The organism is Paraburkholderia sejongensis, assembly GCF_020880815.1.
In the GTDB taxonomy this organism is placed as follows: Bacteria; Pseudomonadota; Gammaproteobacteria; order Burkholderiales; family Burkholderiaceae; genus Paraburkholderia; species Paraburkholderia sejongensis.
In genome coordinates this window covers 70,333-94,119 of sequence record NZ_JAJITD010000004.1, presented here as the reverse complement: position 1 = coordinate 94,119, position 23,787 = coordinate 70,333, and the positions used below count along the sequence as shown (strand labels likewise).

Here is a 23,787-nt window from a genome sequence, read left to right as displayed (position 1 = left end):
GCGCGGAGCCGTCTCTTGATTACTTCGGGTTCCTACAGGTACCGCGCCGATTTCAGATCGGATAGTGGCGCGGTCCGGTCTGCACGGTGATCCAGCGCAGATCGGTGAATTCGGCAATCGATGCCTTGCTGCCGAAGCGCCCATAACCGCTCTTCTTCACGCCGCCGAACGGCATCTGCGCTTCGTCGTGCACGGTCGGCCCGTTGATGTGGCAGATGCCCGATTCGATCCGCTTGGCCAGATTGAACGCGCGCGCGACGTCGCGGCTGAAAATCGCCGCGGACAAGCCGTATTCGCTGTCGTTGGCGACGCGAATCGCTTCGTCGTCGCTATCGACGCGCTGCACCGTCACCACCGGCCCGAACGATTCGTCCGCATACAGCTTCATTTCCGGCGTAATGCCGTCGACGATCACCGGCTGCATCGCCGCGCCTTCCACCGTGCAACCGACCGGCAGGCGCGCGCCCTTCTCGCGCGCGTCTTCGACCAGCGCCTGCACGCGCCGCGCGGCCGCCTCGCTTTCGAGCAGGCCGAGCACCGAATCCGCGGCGGCCGGGTCGCCCGCCTTCAGCGTACGCGCCTTCGCGGCAAGCTTCTCGACGAACGCATCGGCCACCTTGCGATCGACGATCACGCGCTCGGTCGACATGCAGATTTGCCCTTGATTGAAGAACGCGCCGAACGCGATCCCTTCGACCGCCGCGTCCAGATCCGCGTCGTCGAGCACCAGCACCGGTGCCTTGCCGCCGAGTTCGAGCAGCGCCGGCTTCAGATGCTGCGCCGCGTGTTGCGCGACGATCCGCCCGACCCGCGTCGAGCCGGTGAAGTTTACGCGCCGCACCGCCGGATGCGCGATCAGCCGCTCGACCACCGCGGGCGCGTCTTCGGCCGAATGCGTGATCACGTTGACGACGCCGTCGCCGAGACCGGCATCATGCAGCACGGCGCCGATCAACCGATGCACGCCCGGACAACCCTCGGACGCCTTGAACACGACCGTGTTGCCGCATGCGAGCGGCATGGCCAGCGCACGGGTGCCGAGAATCACCGGCGCGTTCCACGGCGCCATCCCGAGCACCACGCCGCACGGCTGGCGTACCGCCATCGCGAGACTGCCCGGCACGTTCGACGGAATCACGTCGCCGTCGATCTGCGTGGTCATCGCGGCGGCTTCGCGCAGCATGTTGGCCGCGAGCATCACGTTAAAGCCGTACCAGTTCGGCATCGCGCCGGTTTCGGCGAGGCCGGTTTCGATGAACTGCCCGGCTCGCGCATCCATCAGATCGGCGGCGGCCAGCAGGCGCTTGCGCCGCTCGCCCGGCGCGAGCGCCGACCATGCGGGGAATGCGCGCGCCGCCGCTTCGACCGCCGCGTCCACATCGGCCAGCGTCGCCGCCGCCGCGCGAGACGCGACGCGGCCGTTCGCCGGGTTGATCCGCTCGAAGGTCCTGCCGTCCGACGCGCCGCGGCTCTTGCCGTCGATCAATAGAGTTACGTCCTGCATCGCCTCGTCTCCTCGCCTGTCTCGGTGGGTGTTATTCAGATTTAAACAGACAGGCGGCTTAGCGCTTGTACGCCTGCAGGCCCGGCTTGATCGACTTGTCGTCGAGGAACTGCTTCAGACCCTGCTCGCGGCCGTGCTCCGGATCGCGCAGTTGCGCCTGATCGAGCTTCGCGTACAGATAGTCTTCGTTCTGCTCCCACGTCAATTCGCGGCTGCGCTTGAAACCGATCTTCGCGTTGCGCAGCACCACCGGGTTCTTGTTGAGCAGCTTGGCGGCCAGCGCGACCGTTTCCTCGCGCAGTTGCGCACGCGGCACGCTCTTGTTGACGAGGCCCATCTCGGCGGCCTGCGGGCCGGTGAACGTGTCGCCGGTCATGATGTAGTGGAGCGCCCGACGATGCCCGACCGTGTCGGCCATCGCCTTGCTGACCAGGTTGCCCGGCGGGATGCCCCAGTTGATTTCCGACAGACCGAACACCGCTTCGTCCGCGGCGATCGCCAGATCGCAGGCGACCAGCGGCGAGAAGCCGCCACCGAAGCACCAGCCGTTGACCATCGCGATGGTCGGCTTCGAGTACATGCGCAGCAATTGCCACTGCCAGCGCGATGCGTCGCGGCGAATCTTTTCCTGCAGGATTTCCGGGCCCGCGTCGACTTCGCGGAAGTACTCCTTCAGATCCATCCCGGCGGTCCACGCATCGCCTTCACCGGTCAGCACGACCACCTGCGCTTCGGCGTCGAGCTCGACCGCTTCGAGTACTTCGATCATCTCGCGGTTCAGCGTCGGATTCATCGCATTGCGCTTCTCCGGACGGTTGAACTTGATCCAGGCGATACCTTCCGCGACTTCGACCTTGACGGCTTTCCAACGACCTTCGTAATTCATCTGCTTTCTCCGTGAACGGTGACCGCGACGGCGGCCGGTTGAGTGCATTTAATATCAGGCTGCCTGATATGTAAAGTGGAATTTCGGGGCCTCGGTGCAAACCCCTAGCACCGGTTTGCGCCGCGCGACACGCTAAGATGCGGGCTAGACCTTCCCCCCGGTACGCCATGAACAAGAATCCGAAGCCGTCCGCCGATGCGGGCACCGCCCGCCACCGCCGCCCGAGCCTGCGCCTGACCTACGTGATCGGCAGTCTCGACCGCATCTTGCGGCGCCGCATGAGCGAAGCGCTCGCGCCGCTCGGCCTCACGCTCGCGCAGTTCACCGCGCTGTCGGTGCTCGACGCGAACGGCCGGGCGTCGAACGCGCAGGTCGCCGAGCGCTCGTTCATCACGCCGCAATCGGCCAACGAAGTGATGAACGCGATGTCGGCGCGCAACTGGGTGAGCCGCGAACCGGACCCGAGCCACGGCCGCATCGTGCTGCTGCAACTGACCGACGACGGCCGCGCGGTGCTGCGCGAATGCGAGCAGGCGGTCAAGGCGATCGAAAAACAGATGCTCGACGACATCGGCGTCGACACCGCCGCCGGCGTGCAACAGCACCTCGAAGCGTTCGTGCGCAATCTGCGCGGCTAACCGCTGCAACCCCTTCTACTTCCGGCTTACTAGGTGTTTTCACCGAACAGCTAACGCTTGTTTTATCAGCCTACCTGATATTAAATCCATCCCACGACGGCACGGCCGGCTACTCGCCGCGTCGTCCCGGAGCAAGCGCGCCAGCCCGCCAGCATCGAACCGGTGCGCGGCGAGCCGCGCGGTTCGCAAGCGTCGCGCCCCGACCTTGATGCCAGTCTGAATCCCGCACCACCGCCGCCCTCCGCTTATCCGGACGGCGCGGCGCGGCCATGCGCACACGCGCCCGGCCGCTGTTCGCAGCACCACGCCACACGCTGCACCGGAAAGCCACGCCATTTAATAAGGATCACTAACGTGAAAAGAGCCGGAACGTTTTCTTCCACCGACCCAGCCGCATCGTCCGCTTCCGCGCCAGGCGGCGTCGCGCTGACGCTCGGCCTGTGTTTCGCGATCGCGCTGCTCGAAGGGCTCGATCTGCAATCGGTCGGCGTCGCCGCGCCGCGCATGGCCCGCGAGTTCGGCCTGTCGGTCGGGCAGATGGGGCTCGCGTTCAGCGCCGGCACCTTCGGGCTGCTGCCCGGCGCGATGTTCGGCGGCCGGCTCGCCGACCGGATCGGCCGCAAGCGGGTGCTGTTGATCTCGGCCTCTCTGTTCGGACTGCTGTCGATCATGACCGCGCTGGTCAGCGACTTTCACACGCTGGTGCTGGTGCGCGTGTTGACCGGCATCGGTCTGGGCGGCGCGTTGCCGAACCTGATCGCGTTGTCGTCGGAAGCGGTCGAGCCGCACCGGCGCGGCACCGCGGTCAGCGTGATGTATTGCGGCATTCCGTTCGGCGGCGCGATCGCGTCGGTGATCGGCGTAATGAGCGCGGGCGACGGCGACTGGCGCCACATCTTCTACGTCGGCGGCGTCGGACCGCTGTTGCTGGTGCCGCTGCTGATGCTGTTCCTGCGCGATTCGAGCGCGTTCGCGAAGGCCTCGCACGACGGCCGCCTGAAGCCCGCGCCGATCGGCAACGTGCTGTTCGGCGACAGCCGCGGCCCGTCCACCGTGCAGATCTGGGTCAGCTACTTCTGCACGCTGATCGTGCTGTATTTCCTGCTCAACTGGCTGCCGTCGCTAATGGCCTCGCGCGGGCTGTCGCGCCCCGAAGTCGGCACCGTGCAGATCTTCTTCAACATCGGCGGCGGTCTCGGCACGCTCTTCATCGGCATGCTGATGGACCGGATTCGCCAGAGCGTCGTGGTCGCCGGCATGTATGTCGGGATCATCGCGTCGCTCGCGGGGCTTGCTGTATCGCCCGGGTTCGGCGCGCTGGTGGCCGCGGCGTTCTTCGCCGGCACCTTCGTGGTCGGCGGTCAATCGGTGCTGTACGCGCTGTCCGCCGCGTTCTATCCGACCGCGATGCGCGGCACCGGAGTCGGCGCGGCAGTGGCCGTCGGCCGCATCGGTTCGGTGGTCGGGCCGCTCGCCGCGGGCGCGTTGCTGGCGATGGGCCGCAGTTCGTCGACGGTGATCGGCGCGAGCATTCCGGTCACCGTGATCGCCGCCGGGGCCGCGCTGATGTTGCTGCGCCGCCCGCGCGCCGAGGACTGAACCAAGCCCGCCGCGCAGCCCACGGCGTGTGGACACATAACAACTACCCAAACACAACAACATTTTTATCAACGGTCTGGAGACTACACCCATGCAAGCATCCGCACGCCTTCTGCTTTGCGGCGCGTTGTGCGCCGTCAGCGGCGCGGCAGCAGCGCAATCGAGCGTCACGCTGTACGGCATCGTCGATACCGGCATCGAATATGTTTCGCACGCGAATGCCGCGGGCAACAGCGTGGTCCGCATGCCGGGCGTCACCGGCGAATTTCCGTCGCGCTGGGGTTTGCGGGGCAACGAGGACCTCGGCGGCGGTTACAGCGCGATCTTCACGCTGGAAAGCGGCTTCAATCTGCGCGGCGGCGACTCCGGCCAGGGCGGCCGGCTGTTCGGGCGCCAGGCGCTGGTCGGCGTGAAGAGCCCGTACGGCACGCTCAGCTTCGGCCGTCAATACACGATGACCTACTACGCGCTGCTCGGCGCGGACATCATCGGTCCGGACATCTACGGTCTCGGCTCGCTCGACGCGTACATCCCGAATGCGCGCGTCGACAATTCGGTCGCCTATACGGGCACGTGGTCGGGCGTCACGTTCGGCGCGAATTACTCGTTCGGCCGCGACGCGGCGGGCACCGGCAACTCGCCGGGCCAAGGCACCTGTACCGGCTCGGTGGCGGGCCGTCCGACCGAGTGCCGCGAGTGGTCGGTGATGCTGAAGTACGACGCGCCGGTGTTCGGCGTCGCGGCCTCGTATGAAGAGCTGCGCGGCGGCGCGACCGCGGCGGCGAACTTCTTCGACGGCGTCGCGCCGATCCCGCTGACCAGCGCAGCCGACAAGGACAGCCGCGCGCACGTGAGCGCGTACGTGAATATCGACAAGCTCAAGCTCGGCGCCGGCTGGCTGAACCGCCGCGTCGACACGGCCGCGGCCGCGTTGCCCGACGTGCGCTCGAATCTGTTCTTCGTCGGCGCGTCGTACTACGTGACGCCGGCGTTCATCGTCGACGGCGAGGTCTATCACATCGACAACGAGCAGCACGACACCCGCGCGACGATGGGCACGCTGCGCTCGACCTATCTGCTGTCCAAGCGCACCGCGGTCTATGCGCAGGCCTCGTATCTCGGCAACAGCGCGAAGGCGCGCTACTCGGTCAGCGGCGGCGGCGGCGGCACCACGCCGGCGGCCGGCGCGAACCAGACCGGCGTGATGCTGGGCCTGCGTCACTCTTTCTAACGACAAGCAGCTGACAACGACAGGAGACATCGGATGAAATGCACTTCTATCGCAATCGCGGCGGCCGCGGCGCTCGCGCTCGCCGCGTGCGGCGGCAGCAATCACGACGGCTCGACGAACACGAGCAACAACGGCACTAGCGGCACCGGCACCGGCAGCACCGGCACCAGCGCCAGCGCGACCGCGCTGCCGCAACTGAGCGCGGCCACGCCCGGCACGCTCGCCGGCACCTGCGCGGCGCTCGCCGCGAAGCTGTCGTTCGCGAACACCACCTTCACGACGGTCACCGACGTCGCCGCCGGCACGTTGACGGTAAGCGGCAAACCGATCGCCGAGCACTGCCTGATTCAGGGCAACATGAATCAGCGCGTGAGCAGCGTCGACGGCAAGACCTACGCGATCGGCTTCGAGATGCGCCTGCCGCTCGCGTGGAACGGCCGTTTCTTCTATCAGGCCAACGGCGGTCTGGACGGCAACGTGGTCACCGCGACCGGCGAGATCGGCGGCGGCGGCGCGACCAACGACGCGCTGAACATGGGCTTCGCGGTGATCAGCTCGGATGCCGGCCACAGCTCGTCGCAAAATCCGCTGTTCGGTCTGGACCCGCAGGCGCGTCTCGATTACGGCTACAACGCGGTCGCGACGCTCACGCCGATGGCCAAGCAGGTGATCAAGCTCGCTTACGGCAAGGCTCCGGACCGCAGCTACTTCGAAGGTTGCTCGAACGGCGGCCGGCACGCGCTGGTCGCGGCCGCGCGTTCGTCGGCCGAATACGACGGCATCATCGCCGGCGATCCGGGCTTTCATCTGCCGAAGGCGGCGATCGGCGAAATGTGGGGCGCGCAGCAGCTCGCGAAAGTCGCGACCGCCACGACCCCGGCCGGGCTGCCCGACATCACGACCGGCTTCACGGCGGCCGAACGGGCGATGGTCGCGGCAAAAATCCTCGCCAAATGCGATGCGCTCGACGGCGCGACCGACGGTCTGATCCAGGACATCAAGGCCTGCCAGGCGAACTTCAGCCTCGCCAACGACGTGCCGACCTGCACCAACAACACGCGCGACGGCACCTGCCTGACCACCGCGCAGAAGGACGCGATCGGCAACCTGTTCGCGGGCGCGCGCGACAGCGCCGGCCACGCGCTGTATGCGAGCTTCCCGTACGACGCCGGGCTCGGCGGCGGCTGGTCGGCATGGAAGCAGTCGAACTCGATCACGCTCGACCCGGCCGCCGCGGCGTTCACGTTCACGACGCTGCCGCAAAGCGCGTCGATTCTGAGCCAGTTGCCGTCCTATGCGCTGAACTTCAGCATGGACACCGACGCGCCGAAAATCTTCGCGACGGGCGGCGTGTACACCGAGTCGTCGTGGTCGTTCATGACGCCGCCGGACGAGACCAATCTGAGCGCGCTGAAGCAGCGCGGCGCCAAGCTGATCGTCTATCACGGCACCAGCGACCCGGTGTTTTCGTCGAACGACACGACCGACTGGTATCAGCGTCTGAGCACCGCGAACGCCGGCGACGCGACGAACTTCGCGCGGCTCTACACGATCGCCGGGATGAACCATTGCAGCGGCGGCCCGAGCACCGACCAGTTCGACATGCTGACGCCGATGATCGCGTGGGTCGAACAGGGCAAGGCGCCCGACAGCGTGATCGCGACCGCGCGCGATGCGAGCAGCGCGGTGCCGAACAGCGACGTGCCGTCGAGTTGGGGCGCCGGACGCACGCGGCCGCTGTGTCCGTATCCGAAGGTCGCGCGCTATACGGGCGGCAACGTCGATTCGGCCAGCAGCTTCACCTGTAGTTAACTAGCAGTGCGCTCGCGCATGCCGAACCCGGCATGCGCGGCAGTGTGTTCCACCCGCGTTACAGCGTTTGCAGGATCGACCGGGTAGCGAAGAACCGCCGCCCGCTCACTCTGCTTTGCCCCCTGCCCGCCCGCACCTTTCCCTCCGCCTTCCCCCCCGCCTTTCCCCCGCCCTGCACACCGGTTCGCCAAGCGTCCCGGCCCCAGATAGAATCCCCCGCATTGCGCGTTGCCTCGCGCCGCCGCCCGTCCGGGAACGCGGATTGCTGCCGCCGCTAGGTTGAGCATCAGACGGTCACGACCAACCGTCGTTTTCAGTGCACCTTGAACTACACATCGACAATGACTACCGACGCATCCAACCCGTCTTCCTCGTCCGCAGCGGCGCGGTCCGACGCGGCCCGACCCGACCGTGACCGGCCGGGCGAGACCCGGCGCGACGCGGCGCGACGCAATGTCGAAACCGGCGTGCCCGGCTTCGACGAAATTCTCGGCGGCGGACTGGTGAGCGGCGGCGTCTATCTGCTGGAAGGGATGGCGGGCGCCGGCAAGACGATCCTGTCGAGCCAGATCGGCTTTCACCGGGTCCGCCAGGGCGAGAAGGTGCTGTACATGACGCTGATCGCCGAGTCGCACGACAAACTGCTCGCTCATCTGAAAGGCTTGAGCTTCTTCGACGAAACCGCGGTCGCGCAGCAAATGCTGTTCGTGTCCGGCTATCACGAGCTGATGAAGGACGGCCTCGACGGCTTTCTGAAGCTGATCGCGTCGAGCATCTACGACTACCGGCCGAGCCTGATGATCATCGACGGCTTTCGCAGCGCGCGCGAATTCAGCGAAACCGAGCTGTCGCTGTCGAAGTTCATCCACGAACTGAACGCGCTGGTCGCCGCGCTCGACTGCACGACGCTGCTGCTCGCGCCGCTGTCCGGCAACGAGCCGCACCCCGAACACACGCTGGTCGACGGGCTGATCGAGCTGAACCGCTACAGCGACGGGATGCGCCGCGCGCGCGAAATCGAAGTGCACAAGATGCGCGCGCGCAACCATCTGATGGGCAAGCACTTCTTCCGCATCGCCGAAAGCGGGCTGCTGATGTTCCCGCGGCTCGAGGCGCAGTGCGCCGCGCCGCCCGGCCCGGTCGATCTGAAAGCGCGCCTCGGCTTCGGCTTGCCGCACCTGGACAATCTGCTCGGCGGCGGCTTCGCGCAAGGCTCGACCACCACGCTGATCGGCCCGTCCGGGGTCGGCAAAACGCTGCTGTGTCTGCAGTTTCTGGCCGCCGGCCTCGCACGCGGCGAGCGCTGCGTGTATCTGGGCTTCTACGAAGGACCGCAGCGGCTGATCGGCAAGGCCGAAGCGGTATCGATCCCGCTCGCCGACGCGTGGCGGGACGGCCGCCTCGTGGTGAACTGGCAACCGGCGATCGAACTCGCGGTCGACGAGGTCGCGGCCAACGCGCTCGCCACCGTCCGCGAGACCGGCGCGACGCGCATCGTGATCGACGGGGTCGAAGGCTTCCGCGATTCGGCGCTGCGCACCGAGCGTTTCGGGCTGTTTCTCAACGCGCTGCTGCATCAGCTGCGCGAGGCGGCCGTCACGACGCTCGTCACCGAGGAGCTGCCGCTCTACGCGGACCCCGGTCACGGCCGCGCGGTGCGGGTCTCGGCGCTGACCGAGAACCTGATCCTGCTGCGCTACGCGGAGACGACGGAGCACGGCTTGCGACGGATGATCTCGGTGGTCAAGCAACGCGAAAGCGCGCACGACACATCGCTGCGCGAGCTGGAGATTTCGTCGCAAGGTCTCGACGTGATCGACGGTCCACCCACGACCGCCGGTTCGCCGTCGCCGGCCGGACTGCCGGCCACGCTGCAAACGCGGCGCCCAACCTAGGCGCCCATGAAAACCATTCTGGTGGTGGACGACGAGTTCGACATCCTGACGGTCTGGCGGCTGCTGCTGGAGCGGCACGGCTACACCGTGCTGACCGCGTCCAACGGAGCGGTCGCGCTCGAACTGGTGCGCACGAGCCGCCCCGACATCATCGTGTCCGACTGCATGATGCCGGTGATGTCCGGCACCGAGCTGTGCGCGGCGCTAAACGCGGATGCCGACTTGCGCGAAATCCCGATCATCCTGTGCAGCGCGGCCGCCGACCTGCCCGCGCAACCGAATCCCCACATTGCGTACGCGCGCAAACCGCTGTCGTTCGACCAGTTGCTGTCCATGCTCGTGCGGATGGGCCCGTAAGAGCGGCGCGTCATTGCGCGTCACCGGCAGCCCGCTAACCCGCAATCAGCTTGAGACGCTCGCGCTATTGGTCGAGCGTCGCCAGCGTTCTACGTTTGACCGCCGCCTCTTAAAGTGAGCCATCGTTCGCGCGAAGCCTGAACCGCGCAGCGCGACGCAACTTCAGGAGCCCGGTCATGAACGGCAATCGTGGTGCTACTCGTAGTGCTAAAGGTGGTTCCAACGGGGGTGCAATCCCCGCTGGCTTCTTCGGGATCGCGGTGGGCGCGCTCGCGTTCGCCAATCTGTGGCGCGTCGCGATCCGCGTGTGGGATCTGCCCGCCATCGCGGGAACCGCGCTGACGGTCGCCGCGCTCGCGCTCTGGCTCGTCCTGCTGGCCGCTTACGCGCACAAGTGGTTCGCTCACACCGCCGAGGCCCGCGCGGAACTCGAACATCCGGTGCAATCGTCGTTCGTCGCGCTCGCGCCGGTGGCGACGCTGCTCGCGGCGCAACTGCTGCAACCGTATGCGCATACGCTCGCGCTGAGCCTGTACGGCGTCGCGACGCTCGCGCAACTCGCGCTCGGCGTCTACCTGCAAGGCAAGCTGTGGCAAGGCGGCCGCCAACCCGAACTGACCACCCCGGCGATCTATCTGCCGACGGTCGGCGCCGGCTTCGTCGCGGCGACGAGTTCGGCGGCGTTCGGTTTTCATCAGCTCGGCGAACTGTTTTTCGGCGCCGGCGCGCTGGCCTGGCTCGCGCTCGAATCGATGATCCTGCAGCGCGCCGCCGTGCATGAACCGCTGCCCGAAGCACTGCGTCCGACGCTCGGCATCCAGCTCGCGCCGCCGGTCGTCGGTGGAGTCGCGTACCTGAGCCTGACCAGCGGCGCACCCGATCTGTTCGCTTACGCGCTGCTCGGCTACGGCCTGTATCAAGGCTTGTTGCTGCTGCGTCTGCTGCCGTGGATTCGCCGCCAGGCGTTCGTGGCCGGCTACTGGGCGTTCAGCTTCGGCGTCGCCGCGCTGCCGACGATGGTGCTGCGCCTGCTCGAACGCGGCGCGACCGGTCCGCTCGAATGGGCCGCGCCGGTACTGTTCGTCGCCGCGAACGCGATCATCGCGATCCTGGTGGTAAAGACGCTGGGACTGCTGGTGCAAGGCAAGCTGATTCCGCCCGCGGCGAGCGCGCCGGCCTCGACTACCGCCGCGGCTTCCGCTACCGGTCCGGCGAAGCGCATCGCGACAAGCCCGCGGGTGGCCCGCGTTCAATAACGACGCGCAAGGCGGCGAAGCGGCCAGCCGGATCGTTTCGGCACGCTAAACAAAGCAACGCGGCGGCGACGCACTACGCATCCCGCCGCTTTCGCGCATCTGTCAGAACCCGTGCAGCGATACTACGATCAGCGCCGCGCCGACGATCGCGACCACGTCCTCGATCAGCGCCGCCGGCGCATCGCGCCCGAACATATTGGCCAGCGCCGCGCGCGCCTTCGCGCCGCCGAGCGTGCCGAGCACCGCGCCGACCGCCCCGACCACCGCGCCCAGCACACCGACCAGCGAGCCGCCCGCCAGCCCGCCATGCACGCCGCTGATCGCCGCGCCGCTCAACGCGCCCAGGACGATGCGCGCGCCGAACTGCAACGGCACCTTGCGACTAGGGGTTTCGGGGAGTTGATCGGTGATCAGTTCGAGGAGCGCCAGCAGGGTGAAGATGTACGGCGTGGCGGCGAAGCCGAAGAAGGCGAGCGACGTGCCTTGCAGCGGCAACCATCCGAGCCGCGCGGCCCAGCTGACAGCGGCGGGAGCGGTCATCGCGCGCAGGCCGGCGACGATACCGATGAGCAAGGCCAGAACGTACACGGACATAGTGGACTCCTGAACGAGGGCAATGATGCACTGTTGAACAGGCCGACGTTTTACGTGGACGAACGTCGGCAGGACCTGTCGAGCATTCCATCTGCACAGTCAACTTCTCACCACTGCATCGGGGCAGGCCACGTTCGCGCGTTGCTGTTGCTCACGAGCGCCACTTCGTTGCCGCCGCCTCGTCCACCCTGCGCGCGAAACAGTGCGCGATGGACGGCTGCGTCCGTCGATGCGGCCCCTAGTGTCGCACAGTCGGCGGGCACAGACGAGCGTCGACGGGCGCGGGACACGGCCACCGATTTTCCGCGCGCCGCCGGCAAACGGTGATAAGTTAGCCGACTCACAAAAAAATCTAATACCTGGAACATGAGACCGTATCTCCCGCTGAACGCGCTGCGCGCGTTCGAATCGTCCGCGCGGCATCTGAGCTTCACGCGCGCCGCGCAGGAATTGAACGTGACCCAGGCGGCCGTGAGCCAGCAGGTCCGCTCGCTCGAAGAGCGGCTCGGCACCGCGCTGTTCAAGCGCCTGCCGCGCGGCCTCGCGATGACCGACGAAGGACTCGCGCTGCGCCCGGTGCTGTCCGATGCGTTCGATCGCATCGAGGCGGTGCTCAAGCAGTTCGAGGGCGGCCACTTCCACGAAGTACTGACGATCAGCGTGGTCGGCACTTTCGCGGTCGGCTGGTTGATGCCGCGCCTGAGATCGTTTCGCGACGCGCATCCGTTCGTCGAACTCCGGCTGCTGACCAACAACAATCTCGTCGATCTCGCGACCGAGGGCCTCGACTTCGCGATCCGTTTCGGCGACGGAACCTGGCCCGGCTCGCTCGCGACCCGCCTGCTCGACGCACCGCTCGCGCTGCTGTGCACGCCGGAAATCGCTGCGCGCCTGTCACGCCCCGACGATCTCGCGAACGAAACCTTGCTGCGCTCGTATCGCGCGGATGACTGGATGAACTGGTTCGCGGCCGCCGGGATCGCGCCGCGGCCGGTGCGTGGGCCGGTGTTCGATTCGTCGCGGCTGATGGTGGAAGCGGCGATGCAGGGCGCCGGGATCGCGCTCGCGCCGGTGTCGATGTTCGAGCACGAGGTCAACAGCGGGCGGCTGGTGCGCCCGTTCGACGTGGAGGTTCATGCGGGCAGTTACTGGCTGACCAGTCTGAAGGGCAAGCCGATGACGCCGGCGATGGTGCTGTTCAGTCAGTGGATCGTCAAGGAGGCGGCGGCCGCTCGCGCCTGAGCTCGAGCCTGAATTGGAGCGTGAGCCTGGGCGACTATGCGGCGCTGCGGCAGTGGCCGTTCATCGCCGGACGCTCGGCTTGCGGCGGGAACACGTTCCACGAGCCGTCGCGATGGCGGAAGAAGAAAATCGACAGCAATCCTTCCGGTTTCAGCGTCTGCACGCACACATAGCGATGTTGCGATGCGCGGTGGCAGAACTGGACGACGCGCGCGGGCATCGACGGAGTGGGCGCGAGCCATTTATCGACGGCCCAGTGCAAGCTTTTTTCTCCGGCAACCATGATGCTCTCCTCGAATCGTCTCGCGCGCGAAGCGCTGTACTGCTTTGTGCTGTGTTGCGGTGTGCGTCGCCGGCGCTGCGTTCACGCGATCTGGGCGGCTTGTTCGAACTGCGCGCCGTGGAATGCGGATTCGCCGCGCGCCGCCCCGTGCCGTGCGCCGCTTTCGACGAACGCCTTCACGAGGCACAGCAGCGCGCGCATGCCGGCGCGCGGATGGCGCAGGCACCCATCCACCTGTTCGCTGCGGCTTTCGCCGAGCAGGCACCATGCGCAAAAGTGTTCGCAGTTGTTGGTCAGCAGGCGGTAGCGGTTTTCGCCCAGGCGCGAGCGCGCGCGGCTCACCGCTTCGGCGCCGACGTAGAGCGCGGACGGCGTCGCGCGGATCGACAGCGGATGACCGGCCGCGAAGCGCGCGAGTTCGACTTCCTCGACCGGCCCGCGATGCGCGGAACTGGCGAAGCCCGAGTAATGCACCACGCGGCCATTGCCGACGTAGATGCCGTGATGCTCGTAGCCGTTGCGTTGGGTGACCAGATGGGCGCCGATCGGCAGATCGATCGTCGACGCTTTGGCGGCGCCGGCGGTGCCAGCTTCGAAAGCTTCGTGGCGGGGATCGCGCGTTGCGGTGTTCATGACTGGCCTCGTTCGCAAGTTCCAACACTGTTGCGACAGCTTTTGCATCATCCGGGCCATGCGCCGAAAAGCCCTTGTTTACGGGGTTTACGGCTTACCGAGCGGTTTCCTGAAGCGGTGTCTGTCAGCGAACGGCCAACAGAATTCGAGGCGATCTGTTGGCGTACGGCAGTCAGTTGAAGGCTGCGAGCGTGCCCGCGATCATTGCGCCGCCGCGCCGATCGGCGGCAGTTCCGGCGCGTCGAGCCCGGCGAACGGGTCGCGCCATGCGGGTATCTCCATCAGTCGCGCGTGCCACGCCTGAACCCGCGGGAAATCGCCGAGCGGCAGGCCAGCCAGATCCGCAAAAGGCAACACGCAGGCGACGCGGAAATCGGCGTACGTGACTGCATCGCCGACCAGCCAGTCCCGCTGCGCCAGATGCTGCTGCAAAATCGCGGCGGACGAAGCGAACTCGTTCAGCCCAGCCTCGACGATCTCTGGCCTGATCGGCCCCAGCCCATAACGCTGTTTGGTTACCCGTTCGAAATGCACGTGATCGCAGCCGCGTACGAAGTGGCAATGGCCCCAACTGAGCCAACGGATCAGGTCCGGCTGCGCGTCATCGGTCGGCCATAATGGCGAGCCGGCCAGACGCGCGAGCCGGCACGCGATCGCGTCCGCCTCCCAAAGCGTGGCGTCGCCGTCGACCAGAATGGGCAGGCTGAGATTCGGATTGAGCTTGATGAACTTGTCGCGCTCGCCCGGCGAAAACGGCGACGCGAATTCGAACTCGACCGGCGAGTTCAAATAGCGCGCCACCGCAACGGCGAGACGCGGATTGTAATTACGGCTGAAATAGAGCTTCATCGCGACCTCCTGCTCAAGGGATCGGTTCGGCTTCCTGTCCGAAAGATTTTTTTCTCGAAGCCAGTCGGCGATTCTACTCACGACAATAAAAATAGCTATGCGAAATAGATGTTCGCCGAAGACGCAGCAAAGTTGTCCGGACAGGCGCTCACGAACGCACTGAAATAGATTGGAATCCCAGGCAGTCGCCGCCGATCGACCGTAGATGCAAGGAGCTCCCGCATGGCCACCCCTAGCGACTCGGCTTCGCCCCGCACGACACCCGCGATCGCGCTCGCGCTGCAAGGCGGCGGCGGACTCGGCGCGTATCACATCGGCGCGTACCAGGCACTGCATGAAGCCGGTCTGCTGCCCGACTGGATCTGCGGCACGTCGATCGGCGCATTCAACGCGGCCTTGATTGCGGCAAACCCGCCGCAAGAGCGGCTGCAAAAACTGACAGGGTTCTGGGACGCCATTTCGCGGCCCGATTTTTCGTTGCCGGACGATGCAACGGTGCTGCGCTACCTGCACAACGCGCTCAGCTATGCCGATGCTGTGCTGTTCGGGCAACCGGCGTTCTTCTCGCCGCGCAATCCGTTCGCGCTGTTCCTGCCCGATGCGCCGTCGCAAAACGTGAGCTTCTACGACACCTCGCCGATGCTGGCCACGTTGCAGCGCTTCGCGAACTTGCCGGTCGAGCGCGGTGCGCCGGTGCGGCTGAGCGTCGGTGTCACCAATGTCGAAACCGGCATGCCGCATTTCTTCGACAGCGACCGCGAGAACATCGAGGCCGCGCACGTGCTCGCGAGCGGTTCGCTGCCGCCGGGCTTTCCGGCGACGTCGATCGACGACCGGCTCTATTGGGATGGCGCGTGCGTGTCGAATACGCCGCTCGACGAGATCGTCGAGCGCTCGCGGCATGCGCATCTGGTCGTGTTCATGATCGATCTGTGGAGCCTCGCGGGGAAAGCGCCGCGCAACATGAACGAAGTGCTATGGAGAGCGAAACAGATTCAGTACGCCAGCCGCAGCCGTTATCACCTCAATACCGCCGTCGCGTGTACCCGTCTGCGGCAAGCCAGGCATCATCTCGCGACGCGTGACCCGGCAGCGGATTCCGGGCTCCCGAAAGGCCCAGCGCTGCAGCGGCTCGACGTCGTGCATGTCGTGTATCGACCGGGCCCCGATCAGGTGCCCGGCAGCGATGCGGAATTCTCGCGTGAATCGATCGCCGAGCGGCGTGCGGCCGGCTATGCGGACCTGAGCACGGCGCTGGCCGCGAAACCCTGGTTGACCGAACTGTCGAGCGCGCATCTTGGCGTGACGGTGCATCGTGTCGAGTGTGGGCAGGTGACGACAGAAGCCGCGTGAGCCGCTCCGAAGCGATTAGCTAAGCAACGCTTTCGCGCTCGCTCAGCCCCGGTTCTCAGGCAACTCACGAAGTTTGCGCGGCTGCAACGTTGCCGCCGCAATCCCCGCGCCGGCGAACGCACACACGGCCGACACGAGCGCAACGGCGCGCAACGCGTCGACGATCGCGTCGGCTTGCGCGCTCGCCAGCGGCGTCGCGCGCGCCGCGGGCGCGTTGCCGTCCGCGCCCCCCGCTTGCGCAGCCGGCTCCAGCAACTGCGCTGTCTCGCGCGCACCGGGCGGCACCGGTAACGCGTCGAGACGCGCCGCCAGCGCCGCGTGATGCGACCACACGAACACGATGCCGAGCACCGCGATCGCCAGCAAACTCGCCACCCGCGCGACCGCGTTGTTGATGCCGGACGCGACGCCGGCGCGCTCGCGCGGCACCGAGCTCATCACGGTCGTGGTCAGCGGCGCGACGGCGATCGTCACGCCGAGACCCAACACCGTGAGCGCGGGGAAAAAGCCGCTCCAGTAGCCGCCATGCACGAGCGGCAACGCCAGCAACGCGAAACCGGCGCCGGCCACCGCCGGCCCGATAGTTAGAAGTGCTCGCGAGCCAAAACGGCTCGTCAGGCCGCCGGTAAAACGCGACAACAAACCGATCATGACCGGCACCGGCAGCAGCGCCGCGCCCGCTTCGGTCGCGCTGAAGCCATGCGCGCGAATCAGAGTGAATGGCAGGAAAAAGAACGCGCCGCCGAGCCCGAAATAAAGCAGCAGCGTAACGACATTCGCGCCGCTGAAATCGCGCGAGCGGAACACGTCGAGCGGCATCATCGGGTTGGCGCTGCGCGCTTCGATGAGCACGAACGCGACGAGGATCAGCACGCCGGCGCCGAGCGTGCCGAGCACGAGCGGCTGCGCGAAGCCGCGCGACGACGCCAGCGTGAGGCCGAACGTGAGCGCGCCGAGTCCCGCCGCCGCGCTCAGCGCGCCCGGCCAGTCGAGCGCACGGGTCGCATCCGCGCTGTGGCTGTTGGGCACCGCAGCGAGTGCGAGCACGATAGTCAACGCGGCGAGCGGCAGGTTCAGGAAGAAGATCGCGCGCCACGACCAGACATCGACGAGCCAGCCGCCCGCCACCGGCCCGAGCGCCGACGTGATCGCACCGACGCCCGCCCAGGTCCCGATGGCGCGGCCGCGCGCGGCATCGTCGAACACCGCGCCGATGATCGCGAGGCTGCTCGGCACCAGCAGGGCGGCGCCGATCCCCTGCACCGCGCGCGCGGCGATCAGCGCCGCCGCGTTCGGCGCGAGGCCGCAGGCGGCCGACGCCAGCGTGAAGAGCGCGATGCCCGCGATGAACACCGTGCGGCGGCCAAGCACGTCGCCGAGCGAACCGCCGACCAGCACCAGCGAGCCGAGCAACAGCAAATACGCGTTGACGACCCATTGCAGCGCCGCGACGCTCGCGCCGAGTTCGCTCTGGATCGACGGCAACGCGACATTGACGACCGAGCCGTCGATGAACGCCATGCTCGAACCGAGGATCGTCGCGGCGAGCGCGAGACGTTGGCGCCGGCACGGGAAGCCGGTCGCGGCGGGTTGCGCGCGGATCGCGAGTTCGTCGCACGGGCTCGCTTGCGCGGCGAGCGCATGCGCGGCATGGCGCGCGCTGGCGGGAAAATCGGGCTTGGCCAAGTTTGCTCCGGTGCTGATCGACGGATCTCACACCAACGCGCCGGATGTTCGGCAATCCATCCCCGCGCGTTGAACGGGCTTTGCGACAGAAACTATAGTTCAATCCGGCTGTGCGGCCGCCCGGGCGACCCGCGCAGCGACGCCGCGCGGCCCGGACGATCTGTTGGCCCGCACACCTGTTCGAACGCGGATATGTTGGTTGCGGACCGACCACTCGCGCCGGCCCTGCTCGCGGCCGATCCACGCGAGGCCCGCCGCACAACGCGCCGCGGCGCGCGCGCCGTTCCGCCCCCCGATTGGCACGCGCTTTGCACCATCTCCGCCAGAGTCCATTGAACCGCGCGCGTTGCGTTGTCTACGCGGCCAACCGGAGAACGACATGTCCTGCATTTCTATCAACGACCTCTCGCTGAACCTCGCGCTCGATCGCAAGGCGATGGCCGCGATTCGCGGCGGCGGCGGCGCGCCGTGGGTATATGGCTGGATCCAGCCCTACGTGCCGCAAACGCCGAGCATCGGTCCGGTCGTCAACCTGTACGAAGTGTCCAACAACTTCTACGCGAACCAGATGATCAACCAGTTCCAGTCGGTCGACGTGCGCAACTTCGGCGCGAATTCGAACCTCACGGTGTCGCCCGACGCACGCACCCGCAACGATTCGGTGTAGACGTTGTGACTTGCGCGAGCCAATTTCGCTGGACTTCGTGCGCGCGTTCGGACACCGGACACGTTCGCGAGATCAACGAAGACGCGTGCCTCGATCAACCCGAAGCCGGCCGCTGGGCGGTCGCCGACGGGATGGGCGGGCACGCGGTCGGCGACGTCGCGAGCCGCGCGGTCATCGACGCATTGAGCCAGCTCGGCACGCCGCGCAGCATCCGGGCGCTGGTCGCCGATGCGCGCACGCGGCTGCAACGCGCGAACCGCCAGTTGCGCGACGAAGCCGCGCGCCGCCAGGTGCAACGGATCGGCAGCACCGTGGTCGTGCTGCTCGCGTGCGATCGCTTCTGCGGCTATCTGTGGGCCGGCGACAGCCGCATCTATCTGTATCGCGCGGGGCAATTGCGGCAACTGACGCGCGACCATAGCCAGGTCGAAGAACTGCGTTCGCTCGGCGTGATCACCGAAGAAGAAGCGCGCCATCATCCGGCGCAGCATATGATCACGCGCGCGGTCGGCGCGACCGATGTGCTCGAACTCGACGACAACGCGATCGAAGTCGCCGACGGTGACGTGTTCCTGCTGTGCAGCGACGGACTGAGCAACGAGTTGAGCGACGACGAGATCGCCGGCGTGCTGACCTCCCCGCAGCGCGAGAACGCGTGCGGCGAACTCGTCGAACTGGCGCTCGCGCGCGGCGGGCGCGACAACATCACCGCGGTGGTGGTCGAAGCTCAGGACCCGAATGCGTCGGAGAAAACCTTGCTGAATCCCGCGCCATGAGAGATTGTTGACGCGCTTGCCGCTTGCCGCTTGCCATATTCCGCGCCGCGCTCCCCGCGTCTCCGCTTATCCGCGTTGGACCGCGTTCAGCCTTCGGCGTCGTCCTCGTCCCGCTCGTTCGCGCCGTATTTCGCCGGCTGGCCGTTGCGGTTGCGGAAATCCTTCGAATGCAGCCCGTGCTTTTTCAACAGCATCTGCAAGTGCGAACGGTTCATATCGATGCGTCGCGCGAGTTCGGCGACCGTCCCGCTCACCTCGCGCAAGCCGCGCTCGAGGAATGCTTTCTCCGCGTCGTCGCTCGCGGCCCGCTTCGCGTCGCTGAGCGACATCAGATTCGCGACACTGATAGGCTGCTCTCCGCTCGCCGGTACATTGGCGCCTGCCACCCCGGCCACGCCCGCAGCATTCGGCCGGATATCGAGCGGCAAATGCTCGACGTCGGCCATCTCGCCGGCAAGACACGAGATCCGATACATCACGTTACGCAATTCGCGGATATTGCCCGGATACGCGTAGGCAAGCAGAAAATCGCGCAAGCGCGGCGTCAGTCTGACCGGCCGGCGCTTCAGCGTACCGGCCGCCTCGTCGCCGAACCATGCGATCAGCAGCGGAATTTCGTCGCGGCGCTCGCGCAGCGGCGGCAGCGTAACGTGAATCACACTGAGCCGGTAAAACAGGTCTTCGCGGAATTTCCCCTCTTCGCTCAGCTGACGCAGATTGCGATTGGTCGCCGCGACGATCCGCGTATCGACCGCGATCATTTCATCCGAGCCGACCCGCTGAATCTCGTGCGATTCGAGTACCCGCAGCAGTTTCACCTGGCCCGCGAGCGGCAATTCGCCGATTTCGTCGAGAAAGATCGTGCCGGTATGCGCGCTTTCGAACTTGCCTTTGCGATCGTTCGACGCGCCGGTGAACGCGCCTTTGCGATGGCCGAACAGTTCGGATTCCAGCAGATTGTCCGGAATCGCGCCGCAGTTCACCGAAATAAACGGCTTGTCCGAACGCGCGCCGTTCGCATGAATCACCTTGGCCATCAATTCCTTGCCGGTGCCGCTTTCGCCGTCGATCAATACCGGCAAATCGGTGGGCGCTGCTTTCTCGGCGATTTCAAGCGATTCGAGCAGACGCAGGTTGTCGCCGAAGGTCCCCTCGAAAATAAAACTGCGATCGAGCAGCGCCTTGCGGCGCGCGCCGCGCGATTGACCGGCCGCGTCCTGCGGCTCGGCCGCGCTCGCTGCCTGCACGAAGCGCTCCTTGTGCGACAGCTGCATCACCTCGTCGCGCAACGACGTGGCCTGCCTGAGCAGCTTGTCGATATCGGCGCGTTCGAGCCGCGACGACCAGCGCAGCGTCGAACGCAGAATCTCGATCCGCTCGATCAGCCCCGCGTAGGAAATCGCGGGACTTGTCTCTTCCGTCTGGTCGAGTATCTTCATCATGATGCGCTCAACTGTTTCTGCACCAGCTGGTAATACATGCCGCCGCGCTGGATCAGTTCTTCATGGCGACCCTGTTCGACGATCGCGCCTTCGTACAGCACCAGAATCTTGTCCGCCCGCATGATCGTACTGAGCCGGTGCGCGATGATCACCGCGGTGCGGCCCTTCAGGATGTCGTGCATATTGCCGAGAATATTGCTCTCCGACTGCGAATCGAGTGCCGAAGTTGCTTCGTCGAATACCAGCAGGCGCGGATCGTGGTACAGCGCGCGCGCAATGCACAGCCGCTGGATCTGGCCGCCCGACAGACCGATCCCGCGCTCGCCGACGATCTGCTCGTAGCCGAGCGGCATCTTGCTGATAAAGCCGTGCGCGTCGGCCATCTTCGCGACTTCCTCGATGCGTCTTCGTTCGGGCGCGTCGTCGCCGCTCGCGATGTTCTCGGCAATCGTGCCCGAGAACAGCAGATTGCTCTGCATCACATAGCCGATCTGCGCGCGGAAATAGGCCTTGTCGACCACGCCGACGTCGTAGCCGTCGATCGTCATCTTGCCTTCGCTCGGCTGATAAAACCCCACCAGCAGCTTCGCGAGCGTGGTCTTGCCCGAACCGCTGCGCCCGACGATCGCGACCAGCTCTCCCGGCTTGATCTCGAAGCTGATGTTCTCCAGCACATACGCGGAGTCGTCCTCGCCGTAGCGGAAATACACGCCCTGCAAACTGATCTCGCCTTGCAGTTCCGGCAGCATCACGCGCGACGGCAAATCCTGCGGCCGCTGCTCCGGCTCGATATCGAGCACGTCGCCGAGCCGTTCCATCGCGACGCCCGCGTCGTTCAGCATGCTCCACAAGCCGACCAGCCCCATCAGCGGCGACAACACGCTGCCCATGAACGCATTGAACGCGATCAACTGGCCGATCGTCAATTCGCGCGCGAGCACCAGATTCGCGCCGACCCACAGAATCGCAATCGTGGTCGCGGCGTTGAGCAACTGGCTGCCGAAGCTGACCAGAATATTGAACGCGTGCGCGCGATACTGCAGTTCGAGCGCTTTCGCGTATTTCTTCTCCCAGCGCAACCGCACCGGCCGCTCGATCCCCATCCCCTTGACGGTTTCCACGCCGGCCAACGCTTCCATCAGAAACGACTTCGCGTCGGTCGACGCGGTGAACACCTCGCGCGCATAACCCTTGATGCGCGGCGTCGCGATCACGGTCAGCGCCATGATCGGCACCACGAATGCGATCAGCACCAGCGTCATCTTCACGTTGTAGACGAACATGATCGTGAAGTAGATGAATACCATCAGCAGATTCAGCGCGGTGGTCACCGTCGATTCGGTCAGGAACGCGCGGATCGTCTGATTCTCCTGAAAGCGCGCGAAAATGTCGCCGGTCTTGCGCTTCGCGAAGAACGAGAACGGCAGCGACAACGTATGTTTGAAGAACTGCGACATCATCGCGAAGTCCATGTTGCGCACCATGAAGTTCGCGAGGTACGCGCGAATCGTCGACATCAGTTGCGAGAACAGGTTCGAGATGATCAGACCGCCTATCAGCAGATGCAGCAGACTGACGTTCTGATGCACGATCACGCCGTCGAGGATGTTCTGGATAATCAGCGGCGGAATCACGCCGAGTACCTGAATCACGAAAGTCGCGAGAAACAGGTAGCCGAGTATCTTGCGATACGGCTTCAGATAACCGATAAAACGAATCCACGGCGAGCGCGACGCCGAAATCTGCAATAGCTGGGCGCCGCCGGTAAACAGCAGACAGGTGCCGCTCCAGCCCCGCTCGAAATCCTCGACGCTCAGCTTTCTGAAACCGAGCGCCGGATCGGCGAGCCACACATAGTCTTTCGACAACCCATACACCACGACATAGTGGTAGCCCTCCCAATGGACGATGAGCGGCAGATCGAAGCCGCGCAGCGAATCGAACGTGCATTGCACGCCGCGCGTCGTGAAGCCGAGCGACTCGCCCGCGCGCGCGAGGCTGTCGAGCGTCGCGCCTTGCGTGGTCACGTTCGCCAGTTCGCGCAGCTTGCCGAGCGTCATCGGAACCCCGTAGTGGCGGCAGATCATCGCCAGACACGCGGCGCCGCAGTCCATTTCCTCGGCCTGCTCGACCAGCGCGAACCGCTTGATGATCTTTTCGCCGAGTTCCGGCTTGCTGTGCAAGTCGAGCATCAACGGCAGCTTGCGCCGCTGTTCGACGCGCTTTTGCCGCTGCAATTCGCGGTCACCGTAGCGAATTCGCTCGTCCAGTACTTCGCGCAGTTTCGGATTGCGTTCGAGAACGAAATGAACGGTGCGCTCGGGAATCACCAATAGGCGCGTGTCGGTCGTCGCCACCGCCGAGGCCATCTGCTCCTGGCGCATCAGGCAAGCCTTTTCGCCGAAGATCTCGCCTTCGCCGAGCGTCGCGAGCGTGTAGTCGCGCCCTTCCTCGTGCCGCACGATCCGCACCTGGCCTTGCCGCACCACGTAGAGCCGGCGATCGTCGCGGCCATCCTGCTTGAGAATCTCCTTGCCGGCGGCGACGCGCTTTGCGCCGACGCTGCGCACGTACTCTTCGAGTTCCGCCTTGTTCAGCTTGCCGCGCAGATCGAACAGCTGCGCGACGAAGCCGCCCGCCGAATTGATCGCGACATAACTGGCGACGAACGTCAGCGCGGCGGGATTGCCGGCCATCACCGGTTCGAGCGCGGCGCGCGGAATAAACAGCAATTCAGTTTTCGCCGACGCACGCACCGACGCTTCATGGACATACGTGCGCAACATCGCGATGTCGGCAAAGATCTCGCCCGACTTGCGCACCCCCATGCTGGTTTCCTTGCCGTGCTCTTCGATGAAGATTCGCACCGAGCCGGAGCGGATCACGTACAGACCGTCGGCCACGTCACCGGCCGAGCACACCGTCTCGCCGAACGTATAGAAACGCTGCTGCGCGGATTCGGCCAGCCGCTCGATCTCGTCGCGAGAGAACGGCGACAGGATTTCCACCGTCGCGAGAAACTCGGCGGTGGACGGTGCGGAAGGCGCGGTCTGGGGAGCGTCCATGAGTCGGGCAGGCCTGGTT

At 66.0% G+C, this 23,787-nt stretch carries 20 protein-coding genes; 11 read left to right on the top strand and 9 right to left on the bottom strand.

Annotated elements, in window-relative coordinates; all coding sequences use genetic code 11:
* Window positions 1–52: 52 nt before the first annotated feature.
* Entirely contained in the window at window positions 53–1,504 is a 1,452-nt protein-coding gene (locus LJ656_RS09145) for an aldehyde dehydrogenase (protein ID WP_230508965.1), read from the bottom strand.
* 58 nt (window positions 1,505–1,562) lie between these two features.
* Window positions 1,563–2,390: a p-hydroxycinnamoyl CoA hydratase/lyase gene (locus LJ656_RS09140; protein WP_075304605.1), complete on the bottom strand. Its 828-nt coding sequence runs from the start codon at window positions 2,388–2,390 to the stop codon at window positions 1,563–1,565.
* Between the two features lie 167 nt (window positions 2,391–2,557).
* Between LJ656_RS09140 and LJ656_RS09135 the strand changes: the two genes are divergently transcribed.
* The 7 genes from LJ656_RS09135 to tehA all read left to right on the top strand — a co-directional run bounded on the left by LJ656_RS09135 (window position 2,558) and on the right by tehA (window position 11,178).
* Window positions 2,558–3,028, top strand: a complete 471-nt coding sequence (locus LJ656_RS09135; RefSeq protein WP_230508964.1) for a MarR family winged helix-turn-helix transcriptional regulator — start codon at window positions 2,558–2,560, stop codon at window positions 3,026–3,028.
* Between the two features lie 426 nt (window positions 3,029–3,454).
* On the top strand, window positions 3,455–4,627 hold the full coding sequence (gene mhpT, locus LJ656_RS09130; RefSeq protein ID WP_230509407.1) for a 3-(3-hydroxy-phenyl)propionate transporter MhpT: 1,173 nt from the start codon (window positions 3,455–3,457) through the stop codon (window positions 4,625–4,627).
* A 91-nt stretch (window positions 4,628–4,718) separates the two neighbouring features.
* Window positions 4,719–5,858, top strand: a complete 1,140-nt coding sequence (locus tag LJ656_RS09125) for a porin (protein ID WP_230508963.1) — start codon at window positions 4,719–4,721, stop codon at window positions 5,856–5,858.
* A 33-nt stretch (window positions 5,859–5,891) separates the two neighbouring features.
* Window positions 5,892–7,670 carry a tannase/feruloyl esterase family alpha/beta hydrolase gene (locus tag LJ656_RS09120; RefSeq protein WP_230508962.1) on the top strand — a complete coding sequence of 593 codons (1,779 nt, stop codon included), beginning with the start codon at window positions 5,892–5,894 and terminating at the stop codon, window positions 7,668–7,670.
* 341 nt (window positions 7,671–8,011) lie between these two features.
* Window positions 8,012–9,565, top strand: coding sequence for an ATPase domain-containing protein (locus tag LJ656_RS09115; RefSeq protein ID WP_230508961.1), 1,554 nt, complete (start codon window positions 8,012–8,014; stop codon window positions 9,563–9,565).
* A 6-nt stretch (window positions 9,566–9,571) separates the two neighbouring features.
* Window positions 9,572–9,922 (top strand): response regulator, encoded by a 351-nt coding sequence (locus LJ656_RS09110; RefSeq protein ID WP_230508960.1) that lies wholly within the window; start codon window positions 9,572–9,574, stop codon window positions 9,920–9,922.
* 176 nt (window positions 9,923–10,098) lie between these two features.
* Window positions 10,099–11,178 carry a dicarboxylate transporter/tellurite-resistance protein TehA gene (tehA, locus tag LJ656_RS09105; protein WP_230508959.1) on the top strand — a complete coding sequence of 360 codons (1,080 nt, stop codon included), beginning with the start codon at window positions 10,099–10,101 and terminating at the stop codon, window positions 11,176–11,178.
* A 102-nt stretch (window positions 11,179–11,280) separates the two neighbouring features.
* On the opposite strand, the gene LJ656_RS09100 is transcribed toward tehA, so the two are convergent.
* Complete coding sequence (locus LJ656_RS09100) at window positions 11,281–11,772, bottom strand: DUF4126 domain-containing protein (RefSeq protein WP_230508958.1); 492 nt, start codon at window positions 11,770–11,772, stop codon at window positions 11,281–11,283.
* Between the two features lie 366 nt (window positions 11,773–12,138).
* Between LJ656_RS09100 and LJ656_RS09095 the strand changes: the two genes are divergently transcribed.
* A complete protein-coding gene (locus tag LJ656_RS09095) occupies window positions 12,139–13,014 on the top strand; it encodes a LysR family transcriptional regulator (RefSeq protein ID WP_230508957.1) in 876 nt (291 codons plus the stop codon).
* Window positions 13,015–13,048: 34 nt separating this feature from the next.
* Here the strand turns inward: LJ656_RS09095 and LJ656_RS09090 are convergent, their stop codons facing one another.
* The 3 genes from LJ656_RS09090 to LJ656_RS09080 form a co-directional block, all read right to left on the bottom strand.
* Window positions 13,049–13,297 (bottom strand): hypothetical protein, encoded by a 249-nt coding sequence (locus LJ656_RS09090; protein WP_230508956.1) that lies wholly within the window; start codon window positions 13,295–13,297, stop codon window positions 13,049–13,051.
* An 81-nt stretch (window positions 13,298–13,378) separates the two neighbouring features.
* Window positions 13,379–13,930, bottom strand: a complete 552-nt coding sequence (locus tag LJ656_RS09085; protein WP_230508955.1) for a lecithin retinol acyltransferase family protein — start codon at window positions 13,928–13,930, stop codon at window positions 13,379–13,381.
* A 201-nt stretch (window positions 13,931–14,131) separates the two neighbouring features.
* Window positions 14,132–14,779, bottom strand: coding sequence for a glutathione S-transferase family protein (locus tag LJ656_RS09080; RefSeq protein WP_230508954.1), 648 nt, complete (start codon window positions 14,777–14,779; stop codon window positions 14,132–14,134).
* A 222-nt stretch (window positions 14,780–15,001) separates the two neighbouring features.
* On the opposite strand from LJ656_RS09080, the gene LJ656_RS09075 reads away from it, so the two are divergent.
* Complete coding sequence (locus LJ656_RS09075) at window positions 15,002–16,132, top strand: patatin-like phospholipase family protein (protein WP_230508953.1); 1,131 nt, start codon at window positions 15,002–15,004, stop codon at window positions 16,130–16,132.
* A gap of 42 nt (window positions 16,133–16,174) precedes the next feature.
* On the opposite strand, the gene LJ656_RS09070 is transcribed toward LJ656_RS09075, so the two are convergent.
* Window positions 16,175–17,818 carry an MFS transporter gene (locus LJ656_RS09070; protein ID WP_230508952.1) on the bottom strand — a complete coding sequence of 548 codons (1,644 nt, stop codon included), beginning with the start codon at window positions 17,816–17,818 and terminating at the stop codon, window positions 16,175–16,177.
* Between the two features lie 379 nt (window positions 17,819–18,197).
* Here LJ656_RS09070 and LJ656_RS09065 point away from each other — a divergent pair, with 379 nt between their 5' ends.
* Complete coding sequence (locus tag LJ656_RS09065; protein ID WP_075304616.1) at window positions 18,198–18,485, top strand: hypothetical protein; 288 nt, start codon at window positions 18,198–18,200, stop codon at window positions 18,483–18,485.
* Between the two features lie 5 nt (window positions 18,486–18,490).
* On the top strand, window positions 18,491–19,261 hold the full coding sequence (locus tag LJ656_RS09060) for a PP2C family protein-serine/threonine phosphatase (RefSeq protein ID WP_230508951.1): 771 nt from the start codon (window positions 18,491–18,493) through the stop codon (window positions 19,259–19,261).
* Window positions 19,262–19,347: 86 nt separating this feature from the next.
* Here LJ656_RS09060 and LJ656_RS09055 read toward each other — a convergent pair whose 3' ends face one another.
* Window positions 19,348–20,703, bottom strand: a complete 1,356-nt coding sequence (locus LJ656_RS09055; protein WP_230508950.1) for a sigma-54 interaction domain-containing protein — start codon at window positions 20,701–20,703, stop codon at window positions 19,348–19,350.
* Complete coding sequence (locus LJ656_RS09050; RefSeq protein WP_230508949.1) at window positions 20,700–23,768, bottom strand: peptidase domain-containing ABC transporter; 3,069 nt, start codon at window positions 23,766–23,768, stop codon at window positions 20,700–20,702. The genes LJ656_RS09055 and LJ656_RS09050 overlap by 4 nt, the downstream gene beginning before the upstream one ends.
* Window positions 23,769–23,787 lie beyond the last annotated feature (19 nt).